The organism is Gracilibacillus lacisalsi DSM 19029 (assembly GCF_000377765.1).
In the GTDB taxonomy this organism is placed as follows: domain Bacteria; phylum Bacillota; class Bacilli; order Bacillales; family Amphibacillaceae; genus Gracilibacillus; species Gracilibacillus lacisalsi.
In genome coordinates this window covers 38,426-54,779 of sequence record NZ_KB898679.1, presented here as the reverse complement: position 1 = coordinate 54,779, position 16,354 = coordinate 38,426, and the positions used below count along the sequence as shown (strand labels likewise).

Annotated in this window: 13 protein-coding genes; 12 read left to right on the top strand and 1 reads right to left on the bottom strand. The window is 37.6% G+C overall.

Going from position 1 to position 16,354, the window contains the following annotated elements; all coding sequences use genetic code 11:
* The first annotated feature begins 20 nt into the window (after window positions 1-20).
* The 3 genes from parE (at window position 21) to D569_RS0118915 (ending at window position 8,836) form a co-directional block, all read left to right on the top strand.
* The gene (parE, locus tag D569_RS0118925) at window positions 21-1,973 is read left to right on the top strand and encodes a DNA topoisomerase IV subunit B (RefSeq protein WP_018934006.1); all 1,953 of its coding nucleotides are present in this window, start codon (window positions 21-23) and stop codon (window positions 1,971-1,973) included.
* 140 nt (window positions 1,974-2,113) lie between these two features.
* A complete protein-coding gene (parC, locus tag D569_RS0118920) occupies window positions 2,114-4,567 on the top strand; it encodes a DNA topoisomerase IV subunit A (RefSeq protein WP_018934005.1) in 2,454 nt (817 codons plus the stop codon).
* Between the two features lie 666 nt (window positions 4,568-5,233).
* A complete protein-coding gene (locus D569_RS0118915; protein WP_018934004.1) occupies window positions 5,234-8,836 on the top strand; it encodes a dynamin family protein in 3,603 nt (1,200 codons plus the stop codon).
* A 62-nt stretch (window positions 8,837-8,898) separates the two neighbouring features.
* Here the strand turns inward: D569_RS0118915 and hisJ are convergent, their stop codons facing one another.
* Window positions 8,899-9,702: a histidinol-phosphatase HisJ gene (gene hisJ, locus D569_RS0118910; protein WP_018934003.1), complete on the bottom strand. Its 804-nt coding sequence runs from the start codon at window positions 9,700-9,702 to the stop codon at window positions 8,899-8,901.
* A 173-nt stretch (window positions 9,703-9,875) separates the two neighbouring features.
* Here hisJ and D569_RS0118905 point away from each other — a divergent pair, with 173 nt between their 5' ends.
* From D569_RS0118905 to D569_RS0118865, 9 genes are all read left to right on the top strand, one after another.
* Window positions 9,876-11,000, top strand: coding sequence for an ATP phosphoribosyltransferase regulatory subunit (locus D569_RS0118905; protein WP_018934002.1), 1,125 nt, complete (start codon window positions 9,876-9,878; stop codon window positions 10,998-11,000).
* Window positions 10,997-11,617, top strand: a complete 621-nt coding sequence (gene hisG / locus D569_RS0118900) for an ATP phosphoribosyltransferase (protein ID WP_018934001.1) — start codon at window positions 10,997-10,999, stop codon at window positions 11,615-11,617. The genes D569_RS0118905 and hisG overlap by 4 nt, the downstream gene beginning before the upstream one ends.
* Window positions 11,614-12,897: a histidinol dehydrogenase gene (gene hisD, locus D569_RS0118895; protein ID WP_018934000.1), complete on the top strand. Its 1,284-nt coding sequence runs from the start codon at window positions 11,614-11,616 to the stop codon at window positions 12,895-12,897. Before hisG ends, hisD begins: the two co-directional genes overlap by 4 nt.
* Window positions 12,897-13,484, top strand: a complete 588-nt coding sequence (gene hisB / locus D569_RS0118890; protein ID WP_018933999.1) for an imidazoleglycerol-phosphate dehydratase HisB — start codon at window positions 12,897-12,899, stop codon at window positions 13,482-13,484. The genes hisD and hisB overlap by 1 nt, the downstream gene beginning before the upstream one ends.
* Window positions 13,481-14,098, top strand: coding sequence for an imidazole glycerol phosphate synthase subunit HisH (hisH, locus tag D569_RS0118885; RefSeq protein ID WP_018933998.1), 618 nt, complete (start codon window positions 13,481-13,483; stop codon window positions 14,096-14,098). Before hisB ends, hisH begins: the two co-directional genes overlap by 4 nt.
* Window positions 14,095-14,853 carry an imidazole glycerol phosphate synthase subunit HisF gene (gene hisF, locus D569_RS0118880; protein WP_018933997.1) on the top strand — a complete coding sequence of 253 codons (759 nt, stop codon included), beginning with the start codon at window positions 14,095-14,097 and terminating at the stop codon, window positions 14,851-14,853. Before hisH ends, hisF begins: the two co-directional genes overlap by 4 nt.
* Entirely contained in the window at window positions 14,843-15,490 is a 648-nt protein-coding gene (gene hisIE / locus D569_RS0118875; protein ID WP_018933996.1) for a bifunctional phosphoribosyl-AMP cyclohydrolase/phosphoribosyl-ATP diphosphatase HisIE, read from the top strand. Before hisF ends, hisIE begins: the two co-directional genes overlap by 11 nt.
* A 245-nt stretch (window positions 15,491-15,735) precedes the next feature.
* Window positions 15,736-15,948, top strand: coding sequence for a hypothetical protein (locus tag D569_RS0118870; protein WP_018933995.1), 213 nt, complete (start codon window positions 15,736-15,738; stop codon window positions 15,946-15,948).
* Window positions 15,949-16,030: 82 nt separating this feature from the next.
* On the top strand, window positions 16,031-16,351 hold the full coding sequence (locus D569_RS0118865) for a hypothetical protein (RefSeq protein ID WP_018933994.1): 321 nt from the start codon (window positions 16,031-16,033) through the stop codon (window positions 16,349-16,351).
* The last annotated feature ends 3 nt before the right edge of the window (window positions 16,352-16,354 follow it).

Below are 16,354 nucleotides of genomic sequence, written 5' to 3'. Positions count from 1 at the left end.
GAAGGAGTATCGAGAAAGTAATGAGCAATAATACAACGTATAGTGATGATTCGATTCAAGTTTTAGAAGGGCTCGAGGCCGTAAGAAAAAGACCAGGGATGTATATAGGCAGTACTGATGCAAGAGGTTTACATCACCTTGTCTTTGAAATAGTAGATAATTCAGTTGACGAGGCATTATCCGGTTATGGCGAACACATTAAAGTAACCATTCATCCAGATCAAAGCATTACCGTATCTGATAATGGCCGTGGTATGCCAACAGGTATGCATCAAACAGGTAGACCGACTCCAGAAGTAATATTAACTGTATTACATGCAGGTGGGAAATTTGGCCAAGGCGGATATAAAACAAGTGGTGGTCTACATGGTGTAGGTGCATCAGTTGTAAATGCTCTATCAGAATGGTTAGAAGTTACGATTGAAAGAGACGGCGCCGTTTTTTATCAGCGATTTGAGAACGGTGGTAAGCCAGTTACAACACTAGAGAAAAAAGGCAAAACGAAAAAAACAGGAACGACGATCACGTTTAAGCCGGATCGGTCGATTTTTTCTACGGATATGTTTCAGTTTGATATATTGGCAGAGAGATTAAGAGAAGCAGCTTTCTTATTAAAAGGAATTACCATCGATCTGATTGATGAAAGAAATGATGGTGTAGAGGAGTCTTTCCATTATCCAGATGGATTAAAAGAGTTTGTCACTTACTTAAACGAGGAAAAGGATGCGCTTCATGAGGTAGTTGCTTTTGAAGGTGAGCAGCAAGAAATGGAGTTGGATTTTGCTTTTCAGTTTAACGATGGTTTTGCTGAGAATATATTGTCTTTTGTTAATAATGTTCGAACAAAAGATGGCGGGACACATGAGTCTGGTGCGAAAACCGCCATTACAAGAGTTGTCAACGATTATGCAAGAAAAGTCAATTTGTTAAAAGAAAAAGACAAAAACCTTGAAGGTAACGATATCCGTGAAGGGTTTACAGCGGTTATTTCCGTGAAAATCCCAGAAGAAAAGCTGCAATTTGAAGGGCAGACTAAAGGGAAGCTAGGTACGGCTGAAGCGCGGTCTGCTGTCGATACGGTCGTAGCTGAGCATTTGCTATACTTCCTAGAGGAAAACCCTGACATTGCTTCAATGCTGATTAAAAAGGCAATTCGTGCTAAAGATGCTCGATTAGCTGCCCGAAAAGCAAGGGAAGAAGCAAGAAGCGGTAAGAAAAAACGCCGTAAAGATGCCTTGTTAAGTGGTAAATTAACACCAGCACAGTCCCGTAATCCAGACAAGAACGAACTGTACCTTGTCGAGGGTGATTCTGCTGGCGGATCGGCAAAACAAGGAAGAGATCGAAAGTTCCAAGCTGTTTTACCTTTAAGAGGTAAAGTGGTCAATACGGAAAAAGCAAAACTAGTAGATATTCTCAAGAATGAAGAGATTTCCACGATTATTCACACCATTGGTGCGGGTGTTGGCAGTGAATTTTCTCTTGATGATGTCCAGTACGATAAGATCGTCATTATGACCGATGCCGATACAGATGGTGCTCATATTCAAATATTATTGCTTACTTTTTTCTATCGTTATATGAGGCCGTTAATTGAAGCTGGAAAAGTATTTATTGCTTTACCACCTTTATATCAAGTATCTAAAGGAAAAGGTGCCAAAGCACAGATAGAGTATTGCTGGACCGAAGATGAACTAACAGAGGTAACCAAAAATTTTAAAAATGGTTATCACCTGCAGCGATATAAAGGTCTGGGAGAAATGAACGCTGACCAGTTATGGGAAACGACGATGAATCCTGAAACTCGAACATTAATTCGTGTAACCATTGATGATTTAGCTAGAGCGGAACGAAGAGTAACTACATTGATGGGGGATAAAGTTGAGCCACGTCGTAAATGGATAGAATCGCATGTTCAGTTCAGTTTAGAAGAAGATGAAAATATTATTGATAATGAGAATATTCAAATGTAGGACTTATAACGGTGCTAATTGTCCGTAATATCCAAAGGAAGCATAGCGGGGGAAACGGGCGAGAACACTATGATACTTGTTGCTAACCAACAGTGGGGAACCTCCATTGTTGGAAGTCTTACTTTATAGGAGGAATTTCGTTGGCAGTAGAAGAAAAGTATTTAGATCTCCCTCTAGAAGATGTAATGGGAGATCGTTTTGGACGTTACAGTAAGTACATTATCCAAGATCGTGCACTACCCGATGCACGTGATGGACTAAAACCAGTACAACGCAGAATTCTGTTTGCAATGCACGAAGAAAAGAACACCCATGATAAACCTTTCCGAAAATCAGCCAAAACAGTAGGTACCGTAATCGGTAATTATCACCCACATGGTGATTCATCTGTATATGAAGCCATGGTACGATTAAGTCAAACATGGAAACTTCGTAATGTGTTAGTAGAAATGCATGGTAACAATGGTAGTGTTGATGGTGACCCACCTGCAGCGATGCGTTATACCGAAGCGAGATTATCCGCTATCGCATCAGAATTAATTCGTGACATTGATAAAGGGACAGTTGATTATATCCCGAACTTCGACGATACGATTGATGAACCAGTTGTACTACCAGCAAGAATACCAAATTTATTAGTGAATGGATCTACTGGTATTTCTGCCGGTTATGCGACTGAAATACCACCTCATAATTTAGGTGAAGTCATCGATGCCATTATTAAACGTCTGGATAAACCTTCTGTAACCGTAGAAGAATTACTGGAGATTGTTAAAGGACCAGATTTTCCTACTGGTGGGATTATCCAAGGTTATGAAGGATTAAAGAAAGCTTATCAGACCGGAAAAGGAAAAGTTGTCGTACGTGGAAAGGCTAATATAGAATCGGTGAAAGGAAACCGTGAACAAATTGTCATTGACGAAATTCCTTATGAAGTGAATAAGGCTGTTCTAGTTAAACGAATGGATGAGCTACGAATTGATCGCAAAGTTGAAGGAATTGCAGAGGTTCGCGATGAAACAGACCGAACAGGTTTACGAATCGTTGTTGAGTTAAAAAGAAACGCAGACAGTCAAGGTGTACTTAACTATTTATATAAAAATACCGACTTACAAATTACCTATCACTTTAATATGGTGGCAATCAAGGATAAAACACCGCAATTATTAAATTTATTACAAATGATTGATGCGTACATCGAGCATCAAAAAGAAGTCGTTACTAGGCAAACAAAATTTGATTTAAATAAAGCGGAAAAAAGAGCACATATTGTCGAAGGTCTAATCAAAGCTGTTTCCATTTTAGATGAATTAATACAAACGATACGTTCATCTAAGGATAAACAAGATGCCAAAAAGCGTATTATGGAAGCATATGGTTTTACGGAACCACAAGCAGAAGCAATTGTGACATTGCAGTTATACCGATTAACCAATACAGATATAACAGCTTTAGAAAAAGAAGCGGATGAACTTCAAAAAGCGATAGCTGAATATCAGGCGATTCTTGCAGATGAAAAGAAATTGCTATCTGTTATTAAAAAAGACTTAAGAAGTATGAAAAAGCAATATGCAGAAGCGCGTCGTACAAGAATCGAAGAAAAGATTGAAGAATTAAAGATTAATGTAGAGGTAACAGTAGCTAGCGAAGATGTCATTACGACTGTGACGGAACAGGGCTATGTAAAACGAACTAGTATCAGGTCATATACTGCTTCAAGCAATGAAGATTTTACGATCAAAGAAAATGACCATTTAATCTCTTTATTGGAACTTAACACGACAGATCATTTGTTGCTGTTTACCAATAAAGGTCGTTATGTACCGATACCAGTTCACCAGCTACCTGATATTCGCTGGAAAGAACTGGGTCAGCATTTGTCTAATATAGCTTCTATTGATAAAGATGAGACGATTGTTAAAGCCATACCAATTCGCGAATTTGCCAAAGATAAATATCTCATTTTCTTTACGAAAAATGGTATGGTAAAGAAAAGTACGTTAGATTTATACTATTCACAGCGTTATTCCCGTCCATTGATAGCTTTGAATTTGAAAAAAGGAGACGAGTTAGTCAATGTATATGAAACAGACGGTAATCAGGACATTTTCGTAGCTACTAATAAAGGTTACGGACTTTGGTATCATGAATCAGAAGTGTCAGTGATAGGCCAACGTGCTGCAGGTGTGAAAGCAATTCAGTTAAAAGCGGATGAATTTGTTGTTAATGCGGTTCTAATGGATGAACTGCAAGAAAATAGACATTTGTTTGTGACTACGCAGCGTGGTGCTTGTAAACGAATGACGATAGGTCGCTTTGAGAAATCTTCTCGTGCTAAAAAAGGATTGGTTATGCTAAGGGAATTAAAATCAAAACCACACCGCATTGTTGGCTTTGATATAGTTGATAGTGAGGATGTTATCACTTTAGTAACTGCGAAGGATGAAATCCATGAAGTAAAACCGATGGAGCTTCCAATAAGTGATCGATACAGTAATGGTTCATACGTAATCGACACCGACCTTAACGGTGAAGTAACAACCATCAAATCCAAAGTGGAACTAACTAAAGCCTTTGACGAAGAAAAAGAATAAAATAACCAGATACCCAGCCTCTCGTTGGGTATCTTTTTTACATAAAACATGAATTATAAACTTCGAATAATCCATAAATTGCGAAGTAACTTAGACATGGATTTGTTCTCTTCCCGTACTTTAGTGGCTTCTTTCCATTCTTCTGAAGTTAAATGCTAATTCGTCGCTGCGGAAAAACACTCCCTTTCCGGGGGTACGGCCTCAGCTAAATTGGTGAAGAAAATCACTTCACCAATTGGATCTTCGGCTTGCGCTGTTCCCCCAGGAGTGTCGCATTTTTCCGCAGCTTAGTGTGTATTTCTTATCATGTAAGAGAAATTCATAGAATATATACCTAAAAGTTCTCTTCTTCTAATAATCAGAACACTACGCTTAGCGGAGGCAGAATACGGAGACTCCTGTGGGACTCACGAGAGCTGAAGATCCACTTTGCAAAATGGTCTTCTTTGCAAAGTTAGCTGAAGCCGAGCCACGGAAAGCGCAGTATTCTGCCGGAGCGGTTGTGAGTACACATCATTAATCAGAATAGGAGAAAGCCTCACTTTATCACTTTTTATTACTTCGCAGTATATGGTTTATCGTTGGAAAAGGAAGAAAACTATTAGCCATAATTGTAAAAAATCAGTATAATGGGAAAATAGAATGATCAATCAAGGAGTTTAGATTATGTTGACAACAAGTAGCCAAAGGGTAGATAAGCAACAATTAGCAGACTTATATCATTTTTATGAACAAAATAAGGAACTAACACAACAAGAGCAAATACTTGATTACTATGCTAAATTACAGCAACAAATGGTACATATTTGTTTTAGTGGGCATTTTTCAGCAGGAAAATCGACGTTAATTAACCATTTAATGAGCGAAGCATTATTACCTCAAAGCCCGATCCCAACCAGTGCTAATATCGTCGAGATAAAAAAGGGAGAAGACGGGGTTATTGTTCATTTTGCTGATCAGCCAGCAATTAAAATGAAAGCTCTTCCGCCGATGGATCAACTGCATCAATTGTGTCGCGATGGTGATGAAGTCAAAAAAGTGGAGATATTTAAAAACATGGAGACATTACCCCAAGGGGTAACCTTTATGGATACACCAGGTATTGATGCAGCCAATGATGCCGATCGCTTAATGACCGAATCCGCACTCCACCAAGTCGATGTGTTGTTTTATGTGATGGATTATAACCATGTTCAATCAGAGGTAAATGCACGATTTTTGAAAAAAATAGATGAAATGAATAAGCCATACTACGTGATTATTAATCAGATGGATAAACATGATGAAACAGAAATAACGTTTACTGATTTCCAAACTAGTTTAGAGCAAGTTTTTCAGCAATGGGCTATTACCCCTGAGCAAGTCTATTATACGTCCATGAATGGTACAGACAAGACAATCAATCAATTTAATGAATTAAGAGCAACGATCAATCGTTTAATAACGACTAATCATCAGCAGGTTTTACAGGATACTTTATGGCATGGTACAGCATACACGGTTTATCAAAGTATCCAGCAAAGACAAAAGCAAATGGATGACAGACTCAGTGATTTAGAGGAAGAAGTAGAAGTGATAGAATTGCCAGCAGTGTCTTATCAAGATGCTCAAGAGCAATTTCAAGCCTTACAAGAAAAGAAACACCATTTGGAAAAGGATTATATACATGAGGTTGAACAAACTACGAGAAATGCACAACTGATTCCATTTGAAATTCGTGAAAAAGCAAAGTATGTACTTCAAGCCTTTGATCCCAAATTTAAAGTTGGGCTGTTCCGCAATCGCAAGAAGATAGAAGCCGAACGTAATGACCGGTTAACTGCTTTCTATCAAGCGATAAAAGAAAAAGCAGAAGTAAGTCTAGAGTGGAAATTACGAGATAAAATGTCGGAATTTTTAAAACCTTATCTATCAGTTCACTTTTCAGAGGCTATCTTTGAAGAGCGCTTCCAAACAAATGAACTAGTGAAACTAATGAATGATGGTGCGACAGTAAATGGTGATTATATACTTGTTTATACAGACCAGGTCGCAGCAGCAATAAAGAAAATGTATCGTCAGTTTTATAAAAACAAGTGGCATGAATTAAAAGAAAAAATTCTTAAGCCAATTGAAGCGCAATTAACCGAAAAGAAAACAGAGTTAGAAACAATCGAAAAGTATGGAGTCATTCAGGAAGAAATAGATCAAATGAAGCACGATTTTCATCTCTATAAAAATAATGTTGAATCTATTTTAAGAAAAGAGCTTACTTTTGGTGAAGATGTATTACAGGCGTTGGAGAAGGAATCAGATGCCAGAATTATCGATAAGGTGATCGATATAGCAGAATTACCAGACCATAAAAAAGCGGAAGCGACAAAACAGCAACACCTACAGACTGATAACGTTAAAGACACAACCTTGTTTTCTTTTAACGAAACGGTTAAAGATGTCGAAGAAGTAGACCAAATGTTTGAAGGAATTAATGGCTTAGATTCGATTCGACAAGAAATACACAGTAAAAAAGATCGACTGCATAACCGATCGTTTACGATTGCACTATTTGGTGCATTTAGTGCCGGGAAATCTTCCTTTGCTAATGCATTAATTGGAGAGAAAGTATTGCCTGTTTCACCAAATCCGACAACGGCAGCCATAAATAAGATTAGTCCGGTAAATGGATATTATCAGCATAAAGATGTATATGTCGTGATGAAACAAGAACAAGAACTTTTAGCAGATATAAAGGAAATGGTGGAAGAGGACTTCTCAAGTCTTACTAAAGCTTATAAATGGATGCAAAAAACCAAAATGGACAAATTAGATATTGCCGATCAACATAAGTCATTTCTAACCGCATTTTACAATGGATTTAATGAGATGCAAAATAAAATTGGCTCCGAATATGTTATTGGTTTTGATGACTTTCATTCATATATTCGTGAAGAAGAGATTGCATGTTTTGTTAAGGAAATGGAGCTTTTTTATGACTGTCCGCTAACAGAAAAGCAAATTACGTTAGTTGATACACCAGGAGCTGATTCCGTTAATGCACGACATACAGATTTAGCATTTTCCTATATCAAAGATGCTGATGCAATTTTGTTCGTCACGTATTACAATCATCCCTTTTCCAAACCTGATCAGCAATTTTTAGAACGACTCGGAAAGGTGAAGGATGCGTTTGAATTAGATAAAATGTTCTTTATTATTAATGCGATTGACTTGGCAAAAGATGAACAAGAAGCTCAACTAGTTGTGGATTATGTCCGAAATGAATTATCTCAATTTGATATTAAAGATCCAAGAATGTTTCCTGTCTCCAGTAAAAAGGCAATAGAAGAAAAAAGTGAAACGACTGGATTACCACAATTTGAACAATCGTTTTATCGCTTTGTGAAAGAAGAATTAACTCAGATGAGTATGCGTTCTATCTACACGGATCTGCATAGAGCAAATGCTCTGGTATCGAAATGGCTATCGATTATCAATGGAGATCAGGCGGAAAAAGAACATCTAGTAGAACAAGGTAAAACCAATCAACGAGAAATAGTGAAGGAAATCAAACAACGAGATGATCGCTCCTATTTCGATCAAGTCAAGCAAAAATTAACCAAACAAACTTTTTATGCAAAACAGCGGTTTTCGATTCAATATGCCGATGTCTTCAAGGATCATGTTAACCCAGGTGCTATTCAATCGAATGGTCGAAAAGGGAAGAAAGAAGTCGAAACAGCATTGTCTGCACTATCAAAAGCAATAGACACACGATTACAACATGAATATGAAGCTATTTCCATTCGTTTGGAGAAAAGTTTTAATCAAGCGTTACAACAAATGCGTCAGGAAATCCAAACGAAAGTAAAACAAGCAGACCCACAATTTTCGTTATCGGAGCTAGAGGATATTCATTTACCACAGCCAAATTTACAGTTGGAAGAAACAAAAGTAGATAAAGGTTTGTTATCCAAGTGGAGTAATACCTACAAAGACTCAAAAAGCTTTTTTGCTGAAAATGGAAGAAAGGATCTCGAGGAATATACTGGTGAATATTTCGACAAGTGTTGGGGTGAAGCTGTAACCAAAATGGAACAAGACTTGGTTAGCTTTTATCAAAAACAATGGGAGTACTATGATCAAGAGATTTGGGATCACTATCAAGAAGAAACACAAGCGTATTATCATCAAATTATAGCAGGTATCGAAGATCAGGAAGAAAATAAAGAGCAATTGCTTGTCATTAAAGAGCATTTAGATCAAGTATTAGATTCAAAACTACCAGCTTGAAGTTCATATACAAATGAAGGACAAATCCTGAGAAAGACAACTTTTGTCCTTCATTTTTACTATTATTTAATTTTTAATTGATCAAATCCACGTGCGATCGTCTTGGAGACGTGACTATCTGAACCAGGTTTCCATTGGATACCTTTTTGTATTGCTTTTTCGATGATTGGAAGTGGAGGATATAGTTCAAGACATTCTTCTTTGTAAAGACCAGCTGTGTTAACATCTAATTCTAGCTGCTGTTCTTGTATCAAATCAAGTAACCGTTCGATTGTTACATGATATCTTTGATCGACAGCATATTTCCGTTGATATTTGTGAATTAAAGTTAAATGACCGATTCGATTTGGTTTATAAGCGCCAAGATCAGATATAATCGCTTTTTCCATTGTTCGGTAATATTTATCGTATACGGCTTCCACACTGCCAAATATCTGAATGATTCGAGCAAATTCTTCACTGCTGAAATCAATACATACATAGTTAGAGTCAGGTGTTCTTAGCATATGTACAGACAAAATCGCATCATCGATATAACGGCCATATTGATTTAGAAATGAAGTAGTGGCATCTTCATAGCCTTCAATATAATCAACTTCAAAGCCTAGATTAATTTTTATTTTTGATTGAAATTGCTTTTTGGCATTCTCTATAACTTGAATATAAGCATCAAGGTCTTCCCATGACATAGCACTGTCTTGATCTGGTGTAGGATCAATGAAATTAATGGGTAATGGCGCATGCTCAGTAAAGGTTAACTCGGTAATACCTTTGTTTATAGCTTGTTCTATGTACATTTCGATACTGTCATTCGAACCATGTGGACAGAATGGGGTATGTACGTGAAAGTCTCCTTTCATGTTCATATAAGACATCTCCTTATGTAAATAGATTTGCTTCTTATTGTAAACAGAATTCTTTAAAATGAAAAGTGATGATTGACAAAATTTAAAAAAGTATGCTAATGTAGTGTTTAGAAACAAGCGCTTTATCACGGTAGAGTGGTAAATTAATAAAGTGTATATAGGATGTGAGCGATATGTTTTTACCAGCAGGAAGTCAAGATGAAACAGGTGTACAAATCTCCAATCGCCTACGAGCGTCAGAGATTTTTAGACAGGTAACAAAAAAGCGCAATTTTCAACAAATTTCTACTCCTGTAGTGGAATATGCCCAAACATTTACTAATGAGGTAGCAGGTATGGACTTACATTCCATGTTGAAATGGTTTAATGGGGAAGGTGAGATTGAAGTATTAAGACCGGACTGGACTGCAGCAATTGCTCGAGCGATTGCAGGGCAGCACCCATCTAAACAAAAATGGTCCTATCAGGGAAGTGTGTTTCGCTTTGACAAAGAAGATACAGAAAGCAGACAGGCCGGTATAGAAATCGTTCATGCTGATCGTTTTTTCGGGGAGGCAGAGAGTCTGTTAACCGCTGTAGCTTATTTAAAACATTTAAATATTGAGGATTATGTCATTGAACTTGGTCATACAGGAATTTTTGATGCATTGATTGCACCTTTTACCTTTAGCAAACAGGAAGAAGCGGAATTATTGAAAGCTATGCATGATAAAAGGTCTGATCTTGTTGAGGAAATTGTTGTGAAAGCAGGGAATGCAGAGCTTGCGAAGCCTTTAATGGCACTAATTGATGCATATGGTTCGCGTGATATCATTGAGCAATACCGCAGGCGTTGGTCGGATCGGGATGACTTAACGGAAATATTAACACATATTAACAAATTGATTGATTTACTCGAAGCTTCTGGTGTAACAGAAGTTATCGTAGATCTAGGGCGTGTTAAGAATCTTCCGTATTATGATGGCATTATGTTTAGAGGTTTTTTAACTAATGATGGATCGACTTGTTTTTCTGGTGGTAGATATGATCGTCTTTACAAGCAATTTGAGTTAACAACCTCTGCAGTAGGTCTTGCCTTTGATGTCGATGTATTAGCTACACATATGGCAGCTGAAAAAGAACCAGAAAAAATATGTATCATTGCTTCACCCGAAACACATGCGATTGCTGAGGAGTTTCGCATGGAAATGGAAGAACAAGTAGTCGATATCCAATACGAATTAAAAAATCAAACAAGCTATCATACCATTTATCAAGTGGTAATGGAGAACAGTCAGTATAAGGTGGTTGAAAAATGAAACCAGTAATTGCACTAACAAAAGGGAGACTGGAAAAACAATTTTTGAAATTTTTTGAAGGCTTAGGTTATGAAGTGGAACCTCTATTGGAAAAAGGCAGAAAGCTGCAAATTGAAACAGAGGAATTTTCTTTCTTTTTTGCCAAAGGGGTAGACGTAACTACTTATGTAGAAAACGGTATAGCTGATATTGGAGTTGTCGGTGGGGACATCTTAATTGAACACCAGCCTGATGTTTTTAATTTATTCCCATTACCATTTGGGCATTGTCGAATGGCACTGGCAACGAAAAGAGATTACCAATGGCCAGAACAGAAGAAACGAATTGCAAGTACATTCACGAATATTACCAAAACATATTTTAAGGAAAAAGGTGAATCCGTAGACATTATCAAACTGGAAGGATCTGTCGAGTTGGCACCAATCTTGGGCCTTGCGGATGCTATTGTTGATATTGTCGAGACAGGAACGACATTAAAAGAGAATGGTCTTGTAATAGAAGACGAATTTTTGTCGTTTAGTGCAAGGTTAATTGCCAACCGTTCTTCATTGAAAATTAAACGAGATCAATTAGTTCCTGTTATTGAACGGTTTAGGGAAGGAGCGAGAAACGAATGATTCCTTTATTATCTATCAATCAATTTTTAGCAAAAGCGGCACCCGAAAAAACCAATAGTCAAGAACAGCAACAATTCTTACAAGCAGCAAGCAACATTATTGCAGATGTACAAAAGGACGGCGATCAAGCGGTAAGGTTTTATATTGAGAAATTCGATGGTCAAGCACCGGAAACATTGTTAGTATCAGAAGAAGAACGGAAAGCAGCATGGGATCAAGTAGATGACGAGGTGATTCGAGCATTACAGCGTGCAGCCGATAACATTCGGGATTTTCATCGTAAGCAATTAAATAATTCGCGAATGATGCAAGCTGATGAAGATATTATCTCAGGTCAACTTTACCGTCCGATTGATCGTGTAGGTATTTATGTACCTGGTGGTACAGCTGTATATCCATCATCTGTACTTATGAATGCTATTCCAGCAGTCCTTGCCGGAGTTGGAGAAGTGAATATGGCAACACCTGTCAAAGATGGTGAAGCATTGTCTCCGATTTTAGCTGTTGCAGCTGACATCGCTGGTGTTTCAAATATTTACCGAGTTGGTGGCGTGCAAGCTATTGCAGCATTTGCTTACGGCACAGAATCGATACCAAAAGTCGATAAAATTGTTGGTCCAGGTAATGCATATGTGGCAGCAGCGAAAAAGCTAGTATATGGTGATGTTGGAATCGATATGATTGCTGGTCCAAGTGAGGTTGCGATTATCGCCGACGAATCAGCAAATCCTATCTTTGTCGCAGCTGACCTGATCGCTCAAGCCGAACATGATACCATTGCTCGAGCATTTCTTATCACTACATCTCGCTCACTCGTAGAAGAGGTCGATCGAGAATTAGTCAGACAATGTGAAGTGTTACCTCGTAAAGATATTGCCACTACTGCTTTACAGGAAAAAGGAGCCAGTGTTGTGGTAGACACTTTAGCAAAGGCGTTTGATGTAGCCAACAAGATTGCGCCAGAACATTTAGAAATTCAAACACAGGATCCATTAAGCTATTTAAGCAAAATAAAACATGCAGGCTCTGTATTTTTAGGTCATTACACACCTGAAGCATTGGGTGATTATTTTGCAGGACCTAATCACGTATTACCGACTTCAGGTACAGCAAGGTTCTCGTCTGGATTGTCCGTTGACGACTTTGTTAAAAAGACTACTTATCTTTACTATACAGAGGATGCTTTACGAGAAGCTGGAGATGATGTGGTGAAAATAGCGAATCAAGAGCAGTTAGAAGGACACGGGCTTGCGGTAACGAAACGTTTGGAGGAGAAATGATGAGAACAGCTAGTAAAAAAAGAGAAACATTAGAAACCCAAATTGATGTATCGGTGAACTTAGATGGTCCAAGTGAAGTGACTATTGAAACAGGTGTCGGCTTTTTTGATCATATGTTAGAAGCTTTTGCTCGACATGGTCGAATCGGACTTGTAGTGAAAGCAGATGGGGATTTGCATATTGACAGCCATCATACTGTAGAAGATGTCGGAATTGTATTGGGTCAATTGATCAAGGAAGCACTTGGTGATAAGAAATCAATTAATCGTTTTGGAAGTGCCTATGTACCAATGGATGAATCATTAGGTTTTGTTGCGCTGGACATTAGTGGTCGACCTTTCCTTGTATTTGACGCGGAGTTTTCTAATGAAAAGCTTGGAAATTTCGATACAGAATTAGTCCAGGAATTTTTACAGGCTTTCGCCTTCCAATCTGCCATTACGTTGCACGCAAAAGTAATATATGGACATAACACACACCATAAAATTGAGGCGATTTTCAAAGCGTTAGGACGTGCATTGGGAGAAGCAATTCGAATTAATCCGGATATTAAAGGGGTTAATTCTACAAAGGGGTTAATCGAATGATTGCAATTGTAGATTATGGTATGGGCAATGTAGCAAGTGTCAGAACAGCTTTTCAACGGTTAGGGTATGAGGTGGAGATTACCGACTCTATTGAGCGGTTAGAAGCTTCAACCCACATTATTTTACCTGGTGTCGGTTCTTTTCAAGCAGCAGTTCAAGAGATTAATCAACGAAATTTAGCAGAACCACTACGCAGACTTGCGAAAGAAAAGCCTTTTTTAGGGATTTGTCTTGGTATGCAATTACTGTTCGATAAAGGTTATGAAAATGGTAGTTCTAACGGACTTGGACTGATACCTGGTGAGGTTACTAGAATAGAAACGGAGTATATTCTGCCACACATTGGCTGGAACCAATTACAAATTGAAAATAATAATCAAGCTTTTGCACCGTTCCAAGATAAACATGTTTATTTTGTACATTCCTTTCAAGCGAGAACCGATCAACAATATCTTGTCGCAACAGCAGATTATGGCACAAAGGTTCCCGGCATTGTGCAAAATGGTCCTGTCTATGGGATGCAATTTCATCCGGAGAAAAGTGGGGAAGTTGGGGTTGATTTGTTAAAAGTATTTATGGAGGAAACCAATAGTGATAGGGGGCAACTAGCATGATTGCCAAACGGATTATTCCATGTTTAGATGTGAAAGAAGGAAAAGTAGTGAAAGGAACGAATTTTGTTGGCTTAAGAGAATTAGGTGATCCGGTAGAAATGGCATCAAATTATTCGAAAGATGGAGCAGACGAAATCATCTTTTTGGATATCTCAGCGACAAACGAAGGACGACAAACAATGATTGATATTGTAAGACGAACTGCTGAACAAGTTTATGTCCCCTTTACAGTTGGCGGCGGTGTTCGAACTATTGAAGATGTAAATCGCTTGTTAAAAGCCGGTGCTGACAAAGTAGGGATGAACTCAGCTGCTGTTAACAACCCACAACTAATTACAGAATCTTCTGATCGGTTTGGTGCGCAATGTACGGTTGTAGCAATTGACGCAAAACGAGTTGGTGACAAATGGCATGTGATGACACATGGTGGTTCTAAGGACACCGGTATGGATGCTATTGAATGGGCAAAAGAAGCTGAAAGTAGAGGTGCGGGTGAAATTCTTTTGACAAGTGTTGATACAGATGGTGTCAAAGATGGATTTGATTTAGCTTTAACGGAAGCTGTAGTTTCAGCCGTACGTATTCCTGTCATTGCCTCAGGTGGAGTTGGCAAACCAGAGCATTTCCCAGAAGTTTTTAATCAAACAGATGTTTCCGCAGGTTTAGCTGCATCCATTTTCCATGAAAGTACCTTTACAGTAAAACAAGTAAAAGAGGTCTGCACCGAACAAGGAGTGAATATTCGTGAAGCCTGATTTTTCTAAAGGACTTATACCAGCAATCGTAACGGATTATTATTCAAAAGACGTGTTAATGCTTGCATATATGAATGAAGAAGCATATGAAAAAACGTTAGAAACGAAACAGACCTGGTTTTATTCTAGGTCTCGTGATGAATTATGGAATAAAGGTGCGACGTCTGGAAATACACAAGAGGTACAGTCGATTGATTTAGATTGTGATCAGGATACATTGTTGATTCAAGTGATCCCAGCAGGACCAGCATGCCATACTGGTGAAGTGTCTTGCTTTTTCAATCGAGTAGCTGAAAAAGAAACAAACTTTGATACTTCCATCATTGAAAATGTTATGCAAGAAGTAGAACAGCGTAAAACAGAACGTGTGGAGAATTCCTACACCAATTATTTATATGATAAAGGCGTCGATAAGATTGGTAAAAAAGTAATCGAAGAAGCTGGTGAAGTAGTAATCGCTGCGAAAAATAATAATAAAGAGGAACTAACGAACGAGGTTAGTGATTTGCTTTATCACACTTTTGTTATGATGGCGAATCAAGGTGTCACATTAGAAGATGTTAAACAAGAATTATCTAATCGCTTTGCTAAAAAAGGAAATAGTAAAGGTGATCGAGCTGAAATACAAAAATGGTAACATAAAATCTCCACTAGAATTGGTGGAGATTTTTATGGTCAGTTAAGGTTTACTATTAGTTGCGAGTTAGAATTATCCATTAAAGAATAACGTTTTATATTTTAATTAGACGAAACAATTCCATTTCAAACAATACCTTCGAAATCCACTATAACAATGTTTTTGTCTAAAAAGATTCACCTTTTCTTGTTCTAACTACTTTCAAATGATATCATGGATAAAAATGGATCTGGTGGTGAGGTCTTTTGTCAGATAAACGTGTAAATGATTTTAAGATGATGCAATATTTTGGATATATCATTGTAATCATAATGTTATTTACCGATCAAATAACTGCAAGTTGGTTTGGTGAAATAGGCTCATTTTCTATTTTTGCATTATTTGGAATACTTATCGGTACAAGTTGTACTTTTACTTATAGCTTTAAGGAAAAGAAATTAGTTAAAAACAATAAGTAAGAATTCCTTCAATGGATGTGTAGTAACTTGATAGAGAGACACATGAGGACGTGAAAGTAACTTGGAGGAGAGAGGCAGACTAATGGATTATGTCTTTTACACTGTAGCAATTCTCATTTTGATTTATCGTTTACTGGATCATCATCGCTTTATAAAAAAACTATCAGTAAAACAGATTATAGGAATAGGGTTGAGTTATATTATGTATATTGGACTTGCTACAGCAATTATATATTACGGAGGAAATTGGTTAGTTAGTTTTATTTCTGTTAATGTATTGAAACATATTATATTTTTCGTCATTGTGGCTATTACCATATATGCTACTATATTCTTACTTGAAAAAACACTCACTAAAATTTCAAATGGCATAATAAAAGAACAGTCTTACAAGTCATCGTAAGGC